Consider the following 15973-nt stretch of genomic DNA (forward strand, 5'->3'; position numbering starts at 1 on the left):
AGGTTTTTATGACGACTCAAACAAAGCAAAAAGTGGCTGTCGGCGTCGCCGCAGTGGTGGCGGTCGGCGTGCTGATTTACCTGCTGGCGCCAGGCGTTTTCGGTAAGCGCACCCAGCAGAACACCAATGATGCCTTTGTCTCGGCGGACTTCACCTTGGTGGTGCCTCGCGTGGCGGGTTTCATCAAGGAAGTGCTGGTGGAAGACAACCAGCAGGTCAAGGCCGGGCAGTTGCTGGCGTTGATCGATGACCGCGACCTGCGTGCCGCCGCCCAAGCCGCCGATGCCGAAACGCTGGTGGCCAGGGCGCAACTGCAAAATGCTAAGGCGACCCTTGAACGCCAGACGTCGGTGATCGCTCAGGCCCAGGCCACGGTGGTGTCGGCCAAGGCTGAAATGGCCTTCGCCGAGCATGAACTGAACCGCTACAATCACCTCGCCGGGGTCGGTGCCGGCACTGTGCAGAATGCTCAGCAAGCGCGCACGCGCATCGATCAGGCCTCCGCGCGGTTGGCCAATGTCACGGCGGTGCTGGCGGCGGAACGCAAGCAAGTGGAGATCCTCACCGCTCAGCGCGACGCGGCCGACGGTGGATTGAAGCGGGCGCAAGCGGCGCTGGAAATGGCCAGCTACGAGTTGTCTTACACGCGCATCGTTGCCCCTCAGGACGGCATGGTGGGCGAGCGGGCGGTGCGGGTCGGCGCTTACGTGACGCCGGGCAGCAAGATTCTGGCGGTGGTGCCGCTGGCACAGGCTTACGTGGTCGCCAATTTCCAGGAAACCCAACTGACCGACGTGAAGCCTGGGCAGGATGTGCAAGTGCGTGTCGACAGCCTCGGAGGCGAGGTCCTGACGGGGCGCGTCGAGAGCATCGCGCCGGCGACCGGTGTGACGTTTGCGTCGATCAAACCGGACAATGCCACCGGCAACTTCACCAAGGTGGTGCAGCGAATTCCGGTGAAGATCATTCTGGATCCGGGGCAGGCATTGGCCGAGCGGTTGCGGGTGGGGATGTCGGTGGAGGCGAGGATTGATACGGCCAGTGAGGCGACTGCGTCCGAGGTGGTTCAGCGATGAAGATCTTCGTTGGCCACTGGCCTCAACTCACCCTGTGCGCCTCGCTGGTCATGAGCCTTTCCGCCTGCACTGTCGGCCCCGACTTCCAGAAGCCTCAACCCCAAAAAATCACTGAATGGTCAAAACCATCAAAAGCCGCCGCCAGCGAAGCGGTATCCACCGACATGAACGAACGCTGGTGGGACGTCTTCAACGACCCAAAACTCTCGGCCCTGATCCAGCGCGCCTTGACCGATAACCTCGATCTGAAACTCGCCAGCAGCCGCTTGCAGCAAAGCCGTGCGGCGCGTCAGGTCATCACGGCCGACCGTTATCCGAATACCGCCGCCACCGGCAGCTACGGGCGCAAACGCAACAGCGGAGAAGGTCTGAACGACCCATCAGGCAACAACGGTGATTCGGCGTTCAACCTCTGGGACGCCGGCTTCTCCGCTTCCTGGGAACTGGATTTCTGGGGCCGTGTGCGCCGCGAAACCGAAGCCGCCGATGCGACCCTGGAAGTCGCGGAAAACGATCGCCGTGGGGTGCTGCTGTCGGTGCTCGCCGAAACCGCTCAGGACTATATTCAACTGCGCGGCGTGCAGAGCACGCGGGCCGTTACCGAGCAAAACCTCGAGGTCGCCCGACACAGCCTGAAACTCTCGCAACTGCGTCTGGCCGACGGCGTTGCCACTGACCTTGATGTCGCCGAAGCGGCTGCCCAAGTCGCCGCCATCGAGTCGCGTCTGCCCGCGCTGGAACAGCGCCAGTCACAACTGATCAACGCCCTGAGCTTGTTGATGGGCGAACCGCCTCAAGCGCTCCAGGCCGAGTTATCCACAGACGCCCCCGTGCCTTCGACACCGCGCCAGGTCGCCATTGGCCTGCCGTCGCAATTGGCTGAACGCCGCCCGGATATTCGTCAGGCCGAAGCCCGACTGCACGCCGCTACTGCGAGCATCGGCGTGGCCAAGGGGGACTTCTATCCGCGGATTACCCTGTCGGGCAACATCGGTTCGCAAGCCATGCAACTGAGCGATTTCGGCTCCTGGGGCTCGCGCTCGTTCGGCATCGGCCCGCAATTCAGCCTGCCGCTGTTCGATGGCGGCCGCCTGCGCGGGGTCCTGAACTTACGCGAGGCCCAGCAACAGGAAGCCGCCATCGCTTACCAGCAAACCGTCCTGCGCGCCTGGCATGAAATCGACGATCAACTGAGCGCCTATAACGCCAGCCAACTACGCCGCGACAGCCTCGCCGAAGCTGTCCGCCAAAACCGGATCGCCCTGCGCACCGCGCAGCAGCAATATGTGGAAGGGGTGGTGGATTTCGTTAACGTACTGACAGTGCAAGGCGCCTTGTTGGCGACACAGGAGCAGTTTGTCGAGAGCTCGACCGGGGTGTCGCTGGCGATGGTGGGTTTGTATAAGGCGTTGGGTGGGGGATGGGAGTCGGTGTATCCGTTGGCTAGTGTCGTTACCAGTAATCCGGTTTGATGGCGGGAGCCTTATGGGTCGGTACTCGTGCCTGAAATTGGTGTACCTGCAACTCTTCAGAGGTGACGACACGCCGCATCCAGTGAGAGTGCTCCTTCAAAGAACCTGGTGATGGGCGGTTTAACTCGGCACGGTGAGGAAGAATGACCCCGACTTTCATGTCAGGAAAATCTTCTCGAATTGCTTTCAGGGCTGGAGTCATGTCTGTGTCACTGGATACCAGGACTAGCTGTTCGATTTGTTTATTAGCATGGAACTTGGACTGTCTTGCGGCTGTGCGATACATGCTGATCGCAATATGGACATCTGTCTCTTTCTCTTCAAGCTTCCAGATGTCGACTTTGTCTTGGCGAGAGGCGCCAGTTTTTCTGTCAATGAAGCGAGGTGCTTTCGCGGGCTCAAGCTTATGGCGACCGTAGTGAACGGCAACGTTGGTTGCTTTTAATGCACGCAAATAGGTGTCTTGAGCTTCTTTGGAGGCTCGGCCGCGAGTTGCAAGCTCTGGCTTGACGGATGAGGTGAAGTAATCAACCGAGATTAATGAGCTTTGGGGATTCTCGATGTAAGCGACATGGCCCAGCAAACTTTTCAGATTGAGCCATTTGTATGGCGTGCCCGCGAGTAATCCATAGAACACGTTGTAGCCATCGACAAAAAACGCGGTTCGCACAAACTCAATCCTCTGAAACGAAAAAACCGGCCGAAGCCGGTTTCTTCACCCCAACGGCCAGTGAATTTAATCTCTGCGTACGGGGTTCAGTTGGGGAATCCTAAGTCTGGTGTGTCATATACGTCAACCCAATGGCTGATCAACATTTGACTCGATTGAAGGATTTCCAGCGCCGGCGAGTCAGTTTTCATCACCGGCCTGCGTCATGGTCAAGGCGTTATCGGCCTGAGTTATTAGTAATTGCTACCGGAAGAGTGTTGAGATGCTGCATTTCGATAAAGGTTTGAAGTGTCGATCGCTGCTCTCCGTATCGATTGAAAGTACGTTCCCAATCTGATGTGGGATTTATTACCGATAGTTACTGAAGGAAAGCCCACGTTTTCGTGCTGAGAAATCAGGCAATTTTGAAACAGCACATTTCTATCCAAGGACATCTATCCACTTGACGCCTACCCACCCTGTCATAGACTCCGCTCATCCGTCAGGGAGATACGGTTATGCGGCGTTTTTGTGTTTGGGTTATTGGATTGACCGTTGTGTCCTGCGCAGTACACGCGCAAACGCCCGCGCCAGACGATCCGTTGTTGGAAAACAGCACCGCTGGCAGCAATGCGACAACCAGCAGCGAGGCCCGGGGCGTGTTGCGTGCCCGGGATCAGGCGGTGCTCGCCAGTGAGTTGTCCGGGCGCATTGTCGAGCTGCCGTTCAGTGAGGGCGAGTCGTTCAAGAAGGGCGATACGCTGGCGCGTTTCGATTGTTCCGCTTATCAGGCCCAGCTCAATGCGGCGCAGGCTGCCAACCGTGGTGCGGGTGAAGAGTTGTCCCACAACAAACAGCTGGCGGCGTTGAATTCGGTCGGGCGTTTTGAAGTGGCGCGGGCCCAAGCCAAAGTCAGCGAGACGCAGGCGCAGTCTCAGGTTTATCAGGTTCAGGTGAAACGCTGCAGCGTGCTGGCGCCGTTCGATGGCCAGGTCGTCGAGCGCAAGGTCAAACGCTATGAAAGCGTGGCGGCCGGTGCACCGTTGCTGGATGTGGTAGACAATCGAACGCTGGAGATCCATCTGCTGGTGCCGTCACGCTGGATGGCCCGGCTCAAGCCCGGTCAGACCTTCAGCTTTGTCCCCGATGAAACCGGTCAACCGCTGGATGCCACAGTCAAACGCCTCGGCGCTCGAATTGATGAAGGCAGCCAGACCTTGTTGCTGGTTGCAACACTGCCCAATGCCAACGGTTTGCTGGCCGGCATGAGCGGCACGGCGCGTTTCGCGGAGCTTAAATGAACGCGCCCGCTGCGAGCGGTGCCGAACAGGTCTTCGCCAGGTTTCTTGATCTCGAACGCCTGACCCGCGCTGCGCGCACGCCTGCGCAACTGGCCTACAGCCTGGTCAATGACGGGCAGGCGCTATTTGGTTTTCGTCATGCGGCGCTGTTGATTGCCGGCAAGGTGCAGGCGGTGACGGGTGTCAGTGCCGTCGACCCGAATGCGCCATTCGTGGCGTTCGTCGAGCAGGCCGTGGCGCAATTGTTCAAGGCCGGTGTGCTGAAGCAGGCAAGGGTGATACCGGCGAATGTCCTCAGCGAATCGATTCAGGCCGATTGGCAAAGTCTTTCGGCGGCTCAGGTGTTTTGGCTGCCGCTGATCGATCACCAGGGCGAGGTATTCGGTGGGCTGTGGCTGGCGCGGGACCTGCCGTGGAACCCTTCCGAGCAAGTGCTGCTGTCGCAACTGGGCGACACTTACAGCCATGCCTGGTTGGCGCTGCAACCGCGCAAACCGTGGCGGCTACGCTGGACCCGAAAACGTCGGGTGGCACTGGTCGCCGTGCTGTTGCTCGGGTTGCTGATCCCGGTGCGCCAATCGGTGCTGGCGCCGGCAGAAGTGGTTCCATTGGGTGGCCGGGTGGTGGCTGCGCCCTTGGACGGCGTGATTGCCGAATTCCTGGTCAAACCCAATCAGACGGTCAAAGCCGGCGACCTGTTGCTGCGCTTCGAAAGCACCACGCTCAAGGCCCAGGCCGATGTGGCCGAACGCGCCTTGGGGGTGGCCGAAGCTGAACTGAAGGCCAATTCCCAACGCTCGTTCGCCGATGCCGAGTCCAGCTCGAAGATCGATCTGCTGGCTGCGCGAGTCGAGCAAAAACGCGCCGAACGGGATTACGCCCGCGAATTGCTCAAACGCAGTGAAGTCCGCGCCGAGCGCGGCGGTATCGCGGTGTTCGCCGATGCGGAACGCTGGACCGGCAAGCCGGTGCAGACCGGCGAGCGGCTGATGGAAATTGCTGACCCGACCCAAGCCGAGTTGCGCATCGAACTGGCGGTGGGCGACGCGATATCCCTTGAGCCCGGCGCGCAAGTCGCGCTGTTTCTCGACAGCGATCCGTTGCAGCGGCACTTGGCGAAACTCGAACGCTCGGCTTATGAGGCGCAACCCACCGCTGCCGGACAACTGGCTTATCGCCTGGATGCGAATTTCGAGGGCGCACCGCCGCGCATCGGCCTGCGCGGCACCGCTAAAATTTTCGGCGACCGTGCTCCGCTGGCGTTGTACCTGCTGCGTCGACCTCTGGCCGGGTTGCGCCAGAGTGTGGGGCTTTAGATGAGCCTGCCGAGCCTGCGGGCCGACTTGCAACTGTCCGTGGCGACTCCGGCCCTCGATGGCTCGCCGCGCTGGACCTTAGCCGACCCGGTGCGCGGGCGCTATTTCAAACTCGGTGCCGCCGCGATGCGGTTGCTGCGTCATTGGTCGTTGGGGGATCCCGAGCAGGTGTTACGCGCCGCCAACCGCGAGCCCGGGTTGCCACTCGATGGCGCGGAGCTTGAGCAGTTGCTGGGCTTTTTGCGTGGCCACGACCTGATCAGCGCACTCGATCCGCAACAGCGCGCCAGTTACAGCCTGAAGGCGGCCGCCCAGCGTCAGACGCTGTGGCAGATTCTGCTGCACCAATACCTGTTTTTCCGCATTCCCCTGTGGCGCCCCGACGCTTTTCTCAATCGTGCCTGGCCATGGATCGAGCGCTTCGGCCCGCGGACGCTGCGCTACGGGTTGCCCGTGACGTTGGGGCTCGGGGTGTTTCTGGTGTCGCGGGACTGGCAGCGGTTTATCGCCACCTTCCCGCATCTGTTCAGTCTCGGCGGCGCTCTGGCGTTCGGTGTGGCGCTGTTTTTCGCCAAGCTCTGTCACGAGTTCGGCCACGCCTTCATGGCCAAGCGCGCGGGTTGTCGGGTGCAGAGCATGGGCGTGGCGTTCATGGTGTTGCTACCGATGTTTTACACCGACGTCAGTGATGCCTGGCGGGTCAATGATCGTCGTGCGCGACTGTTGATCGGCGCCGGTGGTGTGCTGGCGGAATTGCTACTGGCGAGCATTGCACTGCTGGTCTGGTCATTGCTGCCGGACGGTCCCGGGCGCACCGCTGCATTCATGCTCGCCAGTGCCACCTGGATCACCACGCTGGTGATCAACCTCAACCCGTTCATGCGCTTTGATGGTTACTTTTTGCTCAGCGACTTTTGGGAAGTGGACAACCTTCAAGGGCGAGCCTTTGCCTTGTGTCGTTGGCGGTTGCGCGAGTTTTTGTTCGGCTATGGGGCTGCGGCGCCGGAGCCCTGGTCGCCGAAGATGCAGCGTCGATTGCTGATCTGGGGCTATGGCGCGTGGCTGTGGCGTGCGGCGTTGTTTCTCGGGATCGCGCTGGCGGTCTATCACCTGTTCTTCAAGGTGTTGGGGATTTTCCTGATGCTGGTGGAGCTGGTTTGGTTCATCTTCTTGCCGATCTTGAGTGAGTGGCGGCAATGGTGGAGCCGACGGGAGCAGGCCTATGTCCCCCGCGTGTTGCTCAGCGGTCTGGCCTTGCTCGGACTGGTGCTGGTGCTGGTTTTGCCGTGGCGCAGTGCGGTGGAGCTGCCGACGATGCTGGAAGCGGGACGCGCCAGTGCGTTGCACGCGCCCGTCGCGGCGCGGGTCAAAACGGTGAACGTGCATGACGGTCAGGTGGTTGCCCAGGGTGAGGTGCTGATCGAACTGGAATCGCCGGACCTGGACTCGCGCCAGGCCATCGTCCGGCGTGAAATCCAGATCCAGCAGTTGCAGATGCGCCGTCAGGCCAGTCGCAGCGAAACCGCCGCCGACGCCGGGATTATCGAGCAACGCCTGGCGGAGGCGGTGGCCGACTATCGCGGGCTGGCCGCCCAGCGTGAACGTCTGCTGCTGCGCGCGCCCCACGCCGGCACCGTGCGCGATCTGTTGCCGCAACTGGTGGCAGGTCGCTGGTTGTCGACCAAAGATCCCCTGGCGCGGGTCGTTGAAGACGGTGCACGGTTGCGTGGCTATCTGGCCGAAGCCGAACTGTGGCGCGTGGCGCCGGGGGCCACCGGGCGGTTCATTGCTGATGATCCGATGCACCCGGCGATCGCCGTGCGATTGACCGAAATCGACACCAATGGCGCGGCCTATGTCGATCAGGAAGCGCTGACGTCTGATCACCACGGGCCGATTGCCGTGCGCCGGGATGCGCATCAACGGGCTGAGCCGGTGCAGGGACAATACGGGGCGCGGTTGAGCACCCTCGAAGCCGCGCCGACGCCGATGCAACCCTTGCGCGGCGTGGTGGTGTTGCGGGGCAGCGGCGAGTCGTTGTTGGGCGTGGCCTGGCGCCGCATGGCGGCGCTGGGTGTCAGGGAAAGCGGTTTCTAAGGAGAGCAGGTGATGGCGAATACCGAATCAGTGGCGGCCGATGGCTTGGTGGTTCGGCCCTCACGGACCAGCGATGGGCCTTTTTTGCACAGTCTTTACCAGGCTGCGCGGCCGGATCTGCAATGGATCGACGGCGATCGAGAAGTGATTGAGCAGGTGGTCGCCCAGCAATTTCAGGTGCAGGAACAGGGATTGGGGGAGCGATTCCCAAACGCGATGCATTACGTGATTGAAAAGCTCGACACAGCCATCGGCGCGCTGACCACCGATTTTGGCCCCAATGAAATTCGCGTGTTGTACCTGGCATTCATTCCACAGGCCCGCGGCCAGGGTTTTGGCCGCAAGGTGCTGCAAGGTGTGCAACAAGCCGCCCAACAGATCCGCTGCCCGGTGGCCACGGTGGTCTGGGCCAACAATCCCCATGCGCGCCAGCATTACCTGGCGCTGGGGTTTCAGGTTGAAGAGTGCAGCCCGGCGGCGGAGCGGTTGGTGTGGTATCCACAAGGCTGAATCCACCCCCGCCCCCTGTAGGAGCGAGCCTGCTCGCGATGGCGGAGTATCAGTCACCATAGATGTGAATGAACCACCGCCATCGCGAGCAGGCTCACTCCTACAATGGGATTTCGGTATGTTCAGTTGAAGGCGATATAGAAATACCCCATGTCCGGATCACGGCCCATGGCCGGCACACGAGAGACAAAAATGCCCTGCACCTGACCCAGCATCGGTAACTCCAGCGTGCATAACCCATCCACAAACGCTGTGGGTTCCAGGCTGTTGAACTCGACACTGAACGGCACGCGCTCGCTGTTTGGCATCCGCGAATGGGGCGTTTCTTCAAGCGTGTCGATATGGATCGACAACTCACTGCCATCCGGCAGCCGCAGCGAGCCTGTCTTGCCCAGCAGGGTCTGAAACTGTTGGCTTTGAACCTGTTGCAACATGGCGTCACTCCCGAAAAACGGCCGGGGGATGGGTATCCCCCGGCCAGACCTCAATTGCGAGAAGGGAACAACCCGTTCAAGGCGATGCTGAAGTTGAGCACCAGGAATGGGTTCATCGTTTCCATCGGCAAACCGTTACCGGCCGACGAGATTTCCCCCGTCACGGCAGTGGCCACGCCCTTCAGCGGTACCGCCGCAGCGCCTTGCGCATCAGAGAAGATGCTCGCCGAGCCCGGGCCGCCGCCCGAAGCACCGATGTACGAGTTGGTCGCGGTTGGAGTGGTGACCGGGTTGCTCGCCGGGCTGGCCAGTTGCAGGGTGGTGGTGGCCGTCAGCCCGGACAAGGCATGGGTGTGATTCGGCAGGTTGGTGATGGTCGCGGTGACGTTCTCGGTCCCGGAGAGTTCGCCAATGACCCGTGGTGTCAGGTTCAGCCCGTTGCCCATGCACACCGGCATTCGGCCTTGCAGGTTGGGTAGCATGAAGTTGGTGGAGCCATTGCCGCCGAAGTTGACGCCGAGCAGGGCAAATAGCGCGTTGTATTGCTGGACCGCCAGCGTCTGACCGTTGCACAGGGCCCAGCCGTTGGGAGCAAAGTTAAAGGCGAAAGGCTGAATAGTGCCCATGAATACTTCCATAGTTCCTTATCCCTCAGGTTAGTGTCTGAAGCGTCACGTAAGGCCCGGTTATCCGGGCGGATCGCGCTGATCAGCCGACTCCATTCATCTCCGTGGCTGGGTCACGCCAAGCCAGAGCGTAGTAGATCCGGATGATTGCCGAATGTCGTTGGTCGTAAAGCCAGCATCGACGACGGCGCTGACGCTGACCTACAGTGATGACACGCTTCACGCTTTTTCACTGGCAGTCCCGAGGGGAGCAATGGAGGCGTACAGAGAATTGCCACTTGAGGGCACCCAAGGCCCGCAAGCGACACCCGGTGCCTGGGCGAGCGTCAAGCGCTTGCTTCGGTGGGTGCGCGAACATTGGCTGTTGCCGATCCTCGCGTTGGCCGCGCTGGTGCGTTTCTACGACCTGACGGCGGCGGCTATCTGGGGCGACGAAGGTTCCAGCCTGCTGATGAGCCAGTTTTCGCTCGGCGGGATCTGGCTGCACGCCGCGTACGATGTCCACCCGCCGCTGTATTTCATGCTGCTGCACGGCTGGGTCGAGCTGTTCGGCGACGGTATATTTTCGATCCGCAGTTTCAGCGCGCTGCCCGGGATCGCCACGGTGTGGCTCGGCTTCTGGCTGATGGACTTGCTCGCCACGGTGTGGCTCGGCTTCTGGCTGATGGACTTGCTCGCCACCCGGCGTGCCGCGCTGCTGGCCGGTTTGCTGTTGGCGCTGCTGCCAACGGCGGTGCGATACAGCCAGGAAGTGCGGATGTACTCACTGCTGGGCCTGTGGCTGATCGGTGCGACGATTGCGCTGGTCTACTGGATCCGATACCCCCGGCGCACGCGTTATCTGGTGGCGTATGTGCTGCTCATGACAGCGGCGTTCTACACCCATTACTTCACCGCCCTGTGCGTGCTTTGCCATTGGCTGTATCTGGGGGTGATCCGCCTGCAACCAGGTTACCGCTTGCGGCATATTCAACGCCCCGGCTGGTGGCTGGCGAACGTGGCGATTGTGTTGTTGTACTTGCCTTGGGTGCCGAGCCTGATCGATCTGGTCCAGCACATGGATCAGCTCAAGGCCAATGGCGATGTGGGATGGGAGGCACCGGTCACGTTCGGCTCGTTGCCGTCGATGATCTGGTCGTTTCTGATTCAGGACGATGGCGAGAACCTGCCGACCCTGATTTTCAGCACGTTACCTTTGGCGTTGCTGGCCTTGATGTGGGTGGCGCTGGCGCGGGATCGCAGCGTGATTCGGGGCAGTGCGCTGGTGGTGATCTACACCGTTGTGCCGTTGCTGGTAGTGTTTGGGGTGTCGTTTGTCTCGCCGGTGTTCATCGAGCGTTACCTCACCGCCTACGCCCTCGGCCTGCCAATGATTGCCGCACTGGCCATTGATCGCCTGTACTCAGGGGCCCGGGTGTTGGCCATGACAGTGCTGGTGTTGTTTGCCGGTGTCGAACTGGTGGGCCTGAATAACAACGCCACGGTCGATAGCAACGACCAGTTCAACGTCATGGTCAATTACGTCAACCAGCACTTCGTTGCCGGTGACCGCATCGTCACCAGCGACATGCTTTGGTACCTCAGCTACGTCTATTACAACCGCACCGACGCCAAGCCGTTGCTGTACACGCCACCGTTATCAGGCGGTGCCTCGAGCCGGCCGAGTGCTTATGGTTTCGGCACGTTGGTGACCCCGGACATTTACCTCGATAGCCTTGGCACCTTGCCCAAAGGCACGGGGCGCGTGTGGTTGATCGGCACTGTCGGTGTGCCGGACGAGTTCGCCCCGTTGCCCGCCGGCTGGCGGAGCGTTGGCCAAACGCAGGCAGGAGGCGCCAATGCGCGCTTGTTCGTGTTGCGTTAAGTCAGTAACAAAAATCGTGTTTTTCAGACGATTTAGCTTCGATTTGATATCAAAACACTACTACTGCTTCGGCCATTCATAGTCTACGCTCCGTCATACATAAAGGACTGATGATCAGGTGAAGGGATGCAGCAGTACCACTTTATCTCCGGCTTGCCGCGTTCAGGCTCGACCCTGCTTTCTGCAATCCTGTTGCAGAACCCGCGTTTCCACGCCGGCATGACCAGCCCCGTTGGCGCGCTGTTTTCAGGTGTTCTGGAACAGTGCAGCGCCGGCAGTGAGTTTGGCGCGGTGATCGATACCGATCTGCGCCGACGCTTATTGCGCGGTCTGTTCGACTCCTTCTACGCCGACAAGGCCGACAAACCGGTGGTGTTCGACACCAACCGGCTATGGAGTTCGCGCTTGCCGGCCATCAGCGACCTGTTCCCGCAAGCCAAGGTCATTGCCTGTGTGCGCAATGTCGCCTGGGTCATGGACAGCATCGAGCGTTTGTACCGCGCCAACCCCTTTGAAAACACCAAACTGTTCGGCGACGCGATCGAGCGCAACACCGTCTACAGCCGTTGCGAAACCCTGGCCCAGCGCAATCGCCTGGTGGGATTTGCCTGGGCTGCGCTCAAGGAAGCCTATTACGGCGAACACGCCGAGTCGCTGCTGATCGTCGACTACGACCTGCTGACTCAGGCGCCGGATCGGGTGATGCGGCTGGTCTACGACTTCATCGGCGAACCCTGGTTCGAGCATGACTTTGACCACCTCGCTTACGACGCGCCAGCGTTCGACCAGGCCCTGGGGGTTTCGGGCCTGCACAAGGTCAAGCCGAGGGTCGAACTGCAATCGCGGCGAACGATTTTGCCGCCGGACTTGTTCAAGCAGTACGCAGAATTGTCCTTCTGGCTCGATGGCTCAGCCAGCGCCGCCAATGTCATTCGCATGAAAGCCGATGCCGCGATCAGTTGATCGCGGCATTTTCATTTTCGCGTCACGAAAGTTCGAGTCCGGGTGAGCAGCATGTGGTGGAGCAAAGGCAAGTCGCGGGTTACCGAAGGTGCACGGGCGCTGGCCTCGCCCATGATCATGTCCCTGGAGCCGCGAATGTTGTTCGACGGCGCGGTCGCGGCCACCGTGGCGGATGCCGCCCAGCCTGAAAGCCATCCCACGGCCGACGCGGCGAAAGCGCCGGCGAATGATCAGCCGGTCGCCAGCAAAGACACCCACGGCCAGGCCGATGCCACGCCGGCTTCAACACCTGTTGCCGTACCGGGGCAGAGCGTGGTGTTCGTCGATTCCCGGGTCAAGGACGCCGACAGCCTGCTCAAAGGCGTGGCGCCTGGCACTCAAGTGGTTCAGCTGGACGCGAGCCGGGACGGTCTGCAACAGATTGCCGATTATCTGGATACCCATCAGGGCATCAGTTCCGTGCAAATCATTGCTCACGGCAACGCGGGCGACCTGTGGCTGGGCGACAGCTATCTGTCGGCCGACAACGTCGCGGCCCGCAGTGCGGTGCTGGCGGAAATCGGCAAGGACATGAATGCCGGCGGCGACATCATGATCTACGGCTGCTACACCGCCGAAGGTGAGCGAGGCTTGAGTTTTGTCGATTCCCTCGCGCAGCTGACCGGCCGTGATGTAGCCGCTTCCAGCAACCGCACCGGGATCGGCGGCGACTGGGACCTGGAAATTGTCACCGGCAACATCGAAAGCGCCAACGTGCTGTCGACCACGGCCATGAGTGAATATCAGTGGGGCCTGGCGACCTGGACTGCTACCAACAACGGCAACACCGGTATCGGCTCGTTGCGTGCCGCCATCGCCTCGGCGCAGAACGGCGATATCGTCACCTTCAACGCCAGCATGACGGTGCAGCTGACGTCCGAACTGCTGATCAACCAGAACATCACCGTCGATGGCGACTTGAACAACGACGGCGTGGCTGACGTAATTCTCGACGGTCAGTACCGGACGCGGGTGATTGAAATTGCCGCGGGCAGAACCGTGACCCTTGATGGCCTGGTGATTACTCGTGGCCTGGTGGCGGGAACGGGCGGCAACGGTGGCTACGGTGCCACAGGGGCAATGGCCGGGGGGATTTTCAACGCCGGCATCCTGACCCTTAACAACGTCAGCGTGACCTCCAATGCCGCTTCCGGCGGCGGTGGCGGCGGCGGTGTCACGGGTGCTTTTTACGGCGGTGGCGGTGGTGGTGGCGGCGGTTTGGGCGGTCAGAACGGTGGGCATGGTGGCTCGGCCGGGCCGGGCACCGGCACGTTGGGCGGCCAGGCTGGCAGCGCCAATGCCGGCGGCTACGGTGGCGGTTATGACGCGACCCACATGGGCGGTCGCGGTGGCACCAGTACTGGCGGCGCGGGCGGGCTGGGCGTGTCCTATTACAGTAACGGCGGTAACGGCTCGACGGCCACCAATGGCACGATTTCCATTGGCGGCGGGGGCGGTGGCGCCGGTTGGGACAAAGTCGGTGGCGCTGGCGGCAATGCGGCGGGCGGGATCTACAACGCCAGCAGCGGCACCATTACCATCATCGGCACTTCGACCATCAGCAACAACATCGGCGCCGGTGGTGGCGGTGGCGGTGGCGGTGGCCAAGGCAGCAATGCCAGCAATGGCGGCATCGGCGGTCGGGGCGTCGGCGCGATCTGGAACAAAGGCACGCTGCTGATCACGGCCTCCAACTTCGCGGCCCTGGCTGGTAATGCCGCGGCCAGTGGAGCAGGCGGTACCGCGCAGGGTGGAGGTACAACCGGCACTTCGCCGACCTCCGTCGCGACTATCTTCAACGACGGAGGTGTACTCAACACCGCGTATGCGCCGCCGCCGACCGCAACCATTGTGGTCGCTGACACCACCCTGAGCATCGGCGAAACGTCCTTGGTGACGATCACCTTTTCCGAGGCCGTGACCGGTTTCACCAACGCCGACCTGACCATTGCAAATGGCACCCTGAGCGCCGTCAGCAGCGCCGATGGCGGCATCACCTGGACGGCCACCTTCACGCCGACCGCGAGCATTTCCGATACGACCAACCTCATCACCCTGGACAACACCGGGGTGAACAACGGCCTGGGCACGGCCGGCGTCGGTACCACGAACTCCAATAACTACGTGGTCGACACCTTGCGCCCAACCGTCGGCATCGTGTTCACCGACACCGCGCTGAAGATCGGCGAAACGTCGCTGGTGACCTTCACCTTCAGCGAGGCCGTGACAGGTTTTACCAACGCGGACCTGACGATTGCCAACGGCACCTTGTCGGCCGTGAGCAGCAGCGATGGCGGCATCACCTGGACGGGCACCTTCACGCCAACCGCCAGCATCACTGACGCGACCAACCTGATCACCCTCGATAACACCGGGGTCAGCGACCTGGTCGGCAACGCCGGCAGCGGCACCACCGATTCGAACAATTACGCCATCGATACCGTGCGCCCGACCGCGACCATCGTGGTGGCCGACACGGCACTGAAAATCGGCGAAACGTCGCTGGTGACCATCACCTTCAGCGAAGCCGTCAGCGGTTTCACCAACGCCGACCTGACGATTGCCAACGGCACGTTGAGCGCGGTGAGCAGCAGCGATGGCGGCATCACCTGGACGGCGACCTTCACACCGACTGCCAGCGTCAATGACACAACCAACCTGATCACCCTGAACAACACAGGGGTCAGCGACCTGGCGGGCAACGCCGGCAGCGGCACCACCGATTCCAACAACTACGCCATCGATACATTGCGTCCAACGGCAACCATCGTGGTGGCGGACACCGCATTGAGAATCGGTGAGACCTCGCTGGTGACCATCACCTTCTCCGAGGCGGTGAGCGGTTTCACCAACGCCGACCTGACTATCGCCAACGGCACATTGACGGCCGTGAGCAGCAGCGACGGCGGAATTACCTGGACGGCGACCTTCACGCCGACCGCCAGCATCAACGACACAACCAACCTGATCACCCTGAACAACACCGGGGTCAGCGACCTGGCGGGCAACGCCGGCAGCGGCACTACCGATTCGAACAACTACGCCATCGACACCGTGCGGCCAACGGCAACCATCGTGGTGGCGGACACCGCATTGAGAATCGGCGAAACCTCGCTGGTCACCATCACCTTCTCTGAAGCGGTCAGCGGTTTCACCAACGCCGACCTGACGATTGCCAACGGCACGTTGACGGCCGTGAGCAGCAGCGATGGCGGCATCACCTGGACCGCGACCTTTACCCCGAGCGCCAGCATCAACGACACGACCAACCTGGTCACCCTGAACAACACCGGCATCGCGGATCTAGCGGGCAACGCCGGCAGCGGCACTACCGATTCCAATAACTACGCCATCGACACGGTGCGTCCGACGGCCACGATTGTGCTGGCCGATACCACCCTGACCGCGGGCGAAACCTCGCTGGTGACCATCACCTTCTCCGAGGCCGTCAGTGGTTTCACCAACGCTGACCTGACGATTGCCAATGGCACGTTGACGGCTGTGAGCAGCAGCGACGGTGGCATCACCTGGACCGCGACCTTCACGCCTACCGTCGGCGTGAATGACCTGACCAACGTCATCACCCTGGCCAATACCGGCGTGGCCGACCTTGCCGGTAACACCGG

Annotated in this window: 12 protein-coding genes; 9 read left to right on the forward strand and 3 right to left on the reverse strand. The window is 61.5% G+C overall.

Annotated elements, in window-relative coordinates; genetic code table 11:
- Nucleotides 1-8: 8 nt before the first annotated feature.
- Both AC1ROI_RS33385 and AC1ROI_RS33390 read left to right on the forward strand, forming a co-directional pair.
- A complete protein-coding gene (locus tag AC1ROI_RS33385) occupies nucleotides 9-1076 on the forward strand; it encodes an HlyD family secretion protein (protein ID WP_010464922.1) in 1068 nt (355 codons plus the stop codon).
- Nucleotides 1073-2548 (forward strand): efflux transporter outer membrane subunit, encoded by a 1476-nt coding sequence (locus AC1ROI_RS33390; RefSeq protein WP_102594835.1) that lies wholly within the window; start codon nucleotides 1073-1075, stop codon nucleotides 2546-2548. Before AC1ROI_RS33385 ends, AC1ROI_RS33390 begins: the two co-directional genes overlap by 4 nt.
- Here the strand turns inward: AC1ROI_RS33390 and AC1ROI_RS33395 are convergent.
- Nucleotides 2529-3218, reverse strand: coding sequence for an NYN domain-containing protein (locus AC1ROI_RS33395; protein ID WP_010464920.1), 690 nt, complete (start codon nucleotides 3216-3218; stop codon nucleotides 2529-2531). The two genes, AC1ROI_RS33390 and AC1ROI_RS33395, sit on opposite strands and share 20 nt — an antisense overlap.
- A 497-nt stretch (nucleotides 3219-3715) precedes the next feature.
- On the opposite strand from AC1ROI_RS33395, the gene AC1ROI_RS33400 reads away from it, so the two are divergent.
- From AC1ROI_RS33400 to AC1ROI_RS33415, 4 genes are read left to right on the forward strand one after another with little or no spacing between them, the layout of a single operon-like run.
- Nucleotides 3716-4498 carry an efflux RND transporter periplasmic adaptor subunit gene (locus tag AC1ROI_RS33400; protein WP_102594836.1) on the forward strand — a complete coding sequence of 261 codons (783 nt, stop codon included), beginning with the start codon at nucleotides 3716-3718 and terminating at the stop codon, nucleotides 4496-4498.
- Nucleotides 4495-5814, forward strand: a complete 1320-nt coding sequence (locus tag AC1ROI_RS33405) for an efflux RND transporter periplasmic adaptor subunit (RefSeq protein ID WP_102594837.1) — start codon at nucleotides 4495-4497, stop codon at nucleotides 5812-5814. Before AC1ROI_RS33400 ends, AC1ROI_RS33405 begins: the two co-directional genes overlap by 4 nt.
- Nucleotides 5815-7911 carry a site-2 protease family protein gene (locus AC1ROI_RS33410; RefSeq protein WP_102594838.1) on the forward strand — a complete coding sequence of 699 codons (2097 nt, stop codon included), beginning with the start codon at nucleotides 5815-5817 and terminating at the stop codon, nucleotides 7909-7911. It begins immediately after the preceding gene.
- Nucleotides 7912-7923: 12 nt separating this feature from the next.
- Nucleotides 7924-8421: a GNAT family N-acetyltransferase gene (locus tag AC1ROI_RS33415; RefSeq protein WP_077750391.1), complete on the forward strand. Its 498-nt coding sequence runs from the start codon at nucleotides 7924-7926 to the stop codon at nucleotides 8419-8421.
- A gap of 122 nt (nucleotides 8422-8543) precedes the next feature.
- Here AC1ROI_RS33415 and AC1ROI_RS33420 read toward each other — a convergent pair whose 3' ends face one another.
- Together AC1ROI_RS33420 and AC1ROI_RS33425 are read right to left on the reverse strand one after the other, a co-directional pair.
- Nucleotides 8544-8855: a DUF6916 family protein gene (locus AC1ROI_RS33420; protein ID WP_102594839.1), complete on the reverse strand. Its 312-nt coding sequence runs from the start codon at nucleotides 8853-8855 to the stop codon at nucleotides 8544-8546.
- Between the two features lie 50 nt (nucleotides 8856-8905).
- Complete coding sequence (locus tag AC1ROI_RS33425; RefSeq protein WP_102594840.1) at nucleotides 8906-9493, reverse strand: phage tail protein; 588 nt, start codon at nucleotides 9491-9493, stop codon at nucleotides 8906-8908.
- A 241-nt stretch (nucleotides 9494-9734) separates the two neighbouring features.
- Between AC1ROI_RS33425 and AC1ROI_RS33430 the strand changes: the two genes are divergently transcribed.
- The 3 genes from AC1ROI_RS33430 to AC1ROI_RS33440 all read left to right on the forward strand — a co-directional run.
- On the forward strand, nucleotides 9735-11345 hold the full coding sequence (locus AC1ROI_RS33430) for a glycosyltransferase family 39 protein (RefSeq protein ID WP_102594841.1): 1611 nt from the start codon (nucleotides 9735-9737) through the stop codon (nucleotides 11343-11345).
- 126 nt (nucleotides 11346-11471) lie between these two features.
- Nucleotides 11472-12308: a sulfotransferase family protein gene (locus tag AC1ROI_RS33435; protein WP_010464912.1), complete on the forward strand. Its 837-nt coding sequence runs from the start codon at nucleotides 11472-11474 to the stop codon at nucleotides 12306-12308.
- Nucleotides 12309-12359: 51 nt separating this feature from the next.
- A partial coding sequence (locus AC1ROI_RS33440; RefSeq protein WP_492573984.1) for an Ig-like domain-containing protein occupies nucleotides 12360-15973 on the forward strand: 3614 nt, incomplete at its 3' end.

It is taken from the genome of Pseudomonas sp. GW823-FHT02C02, from assembly GCF_058797635.1.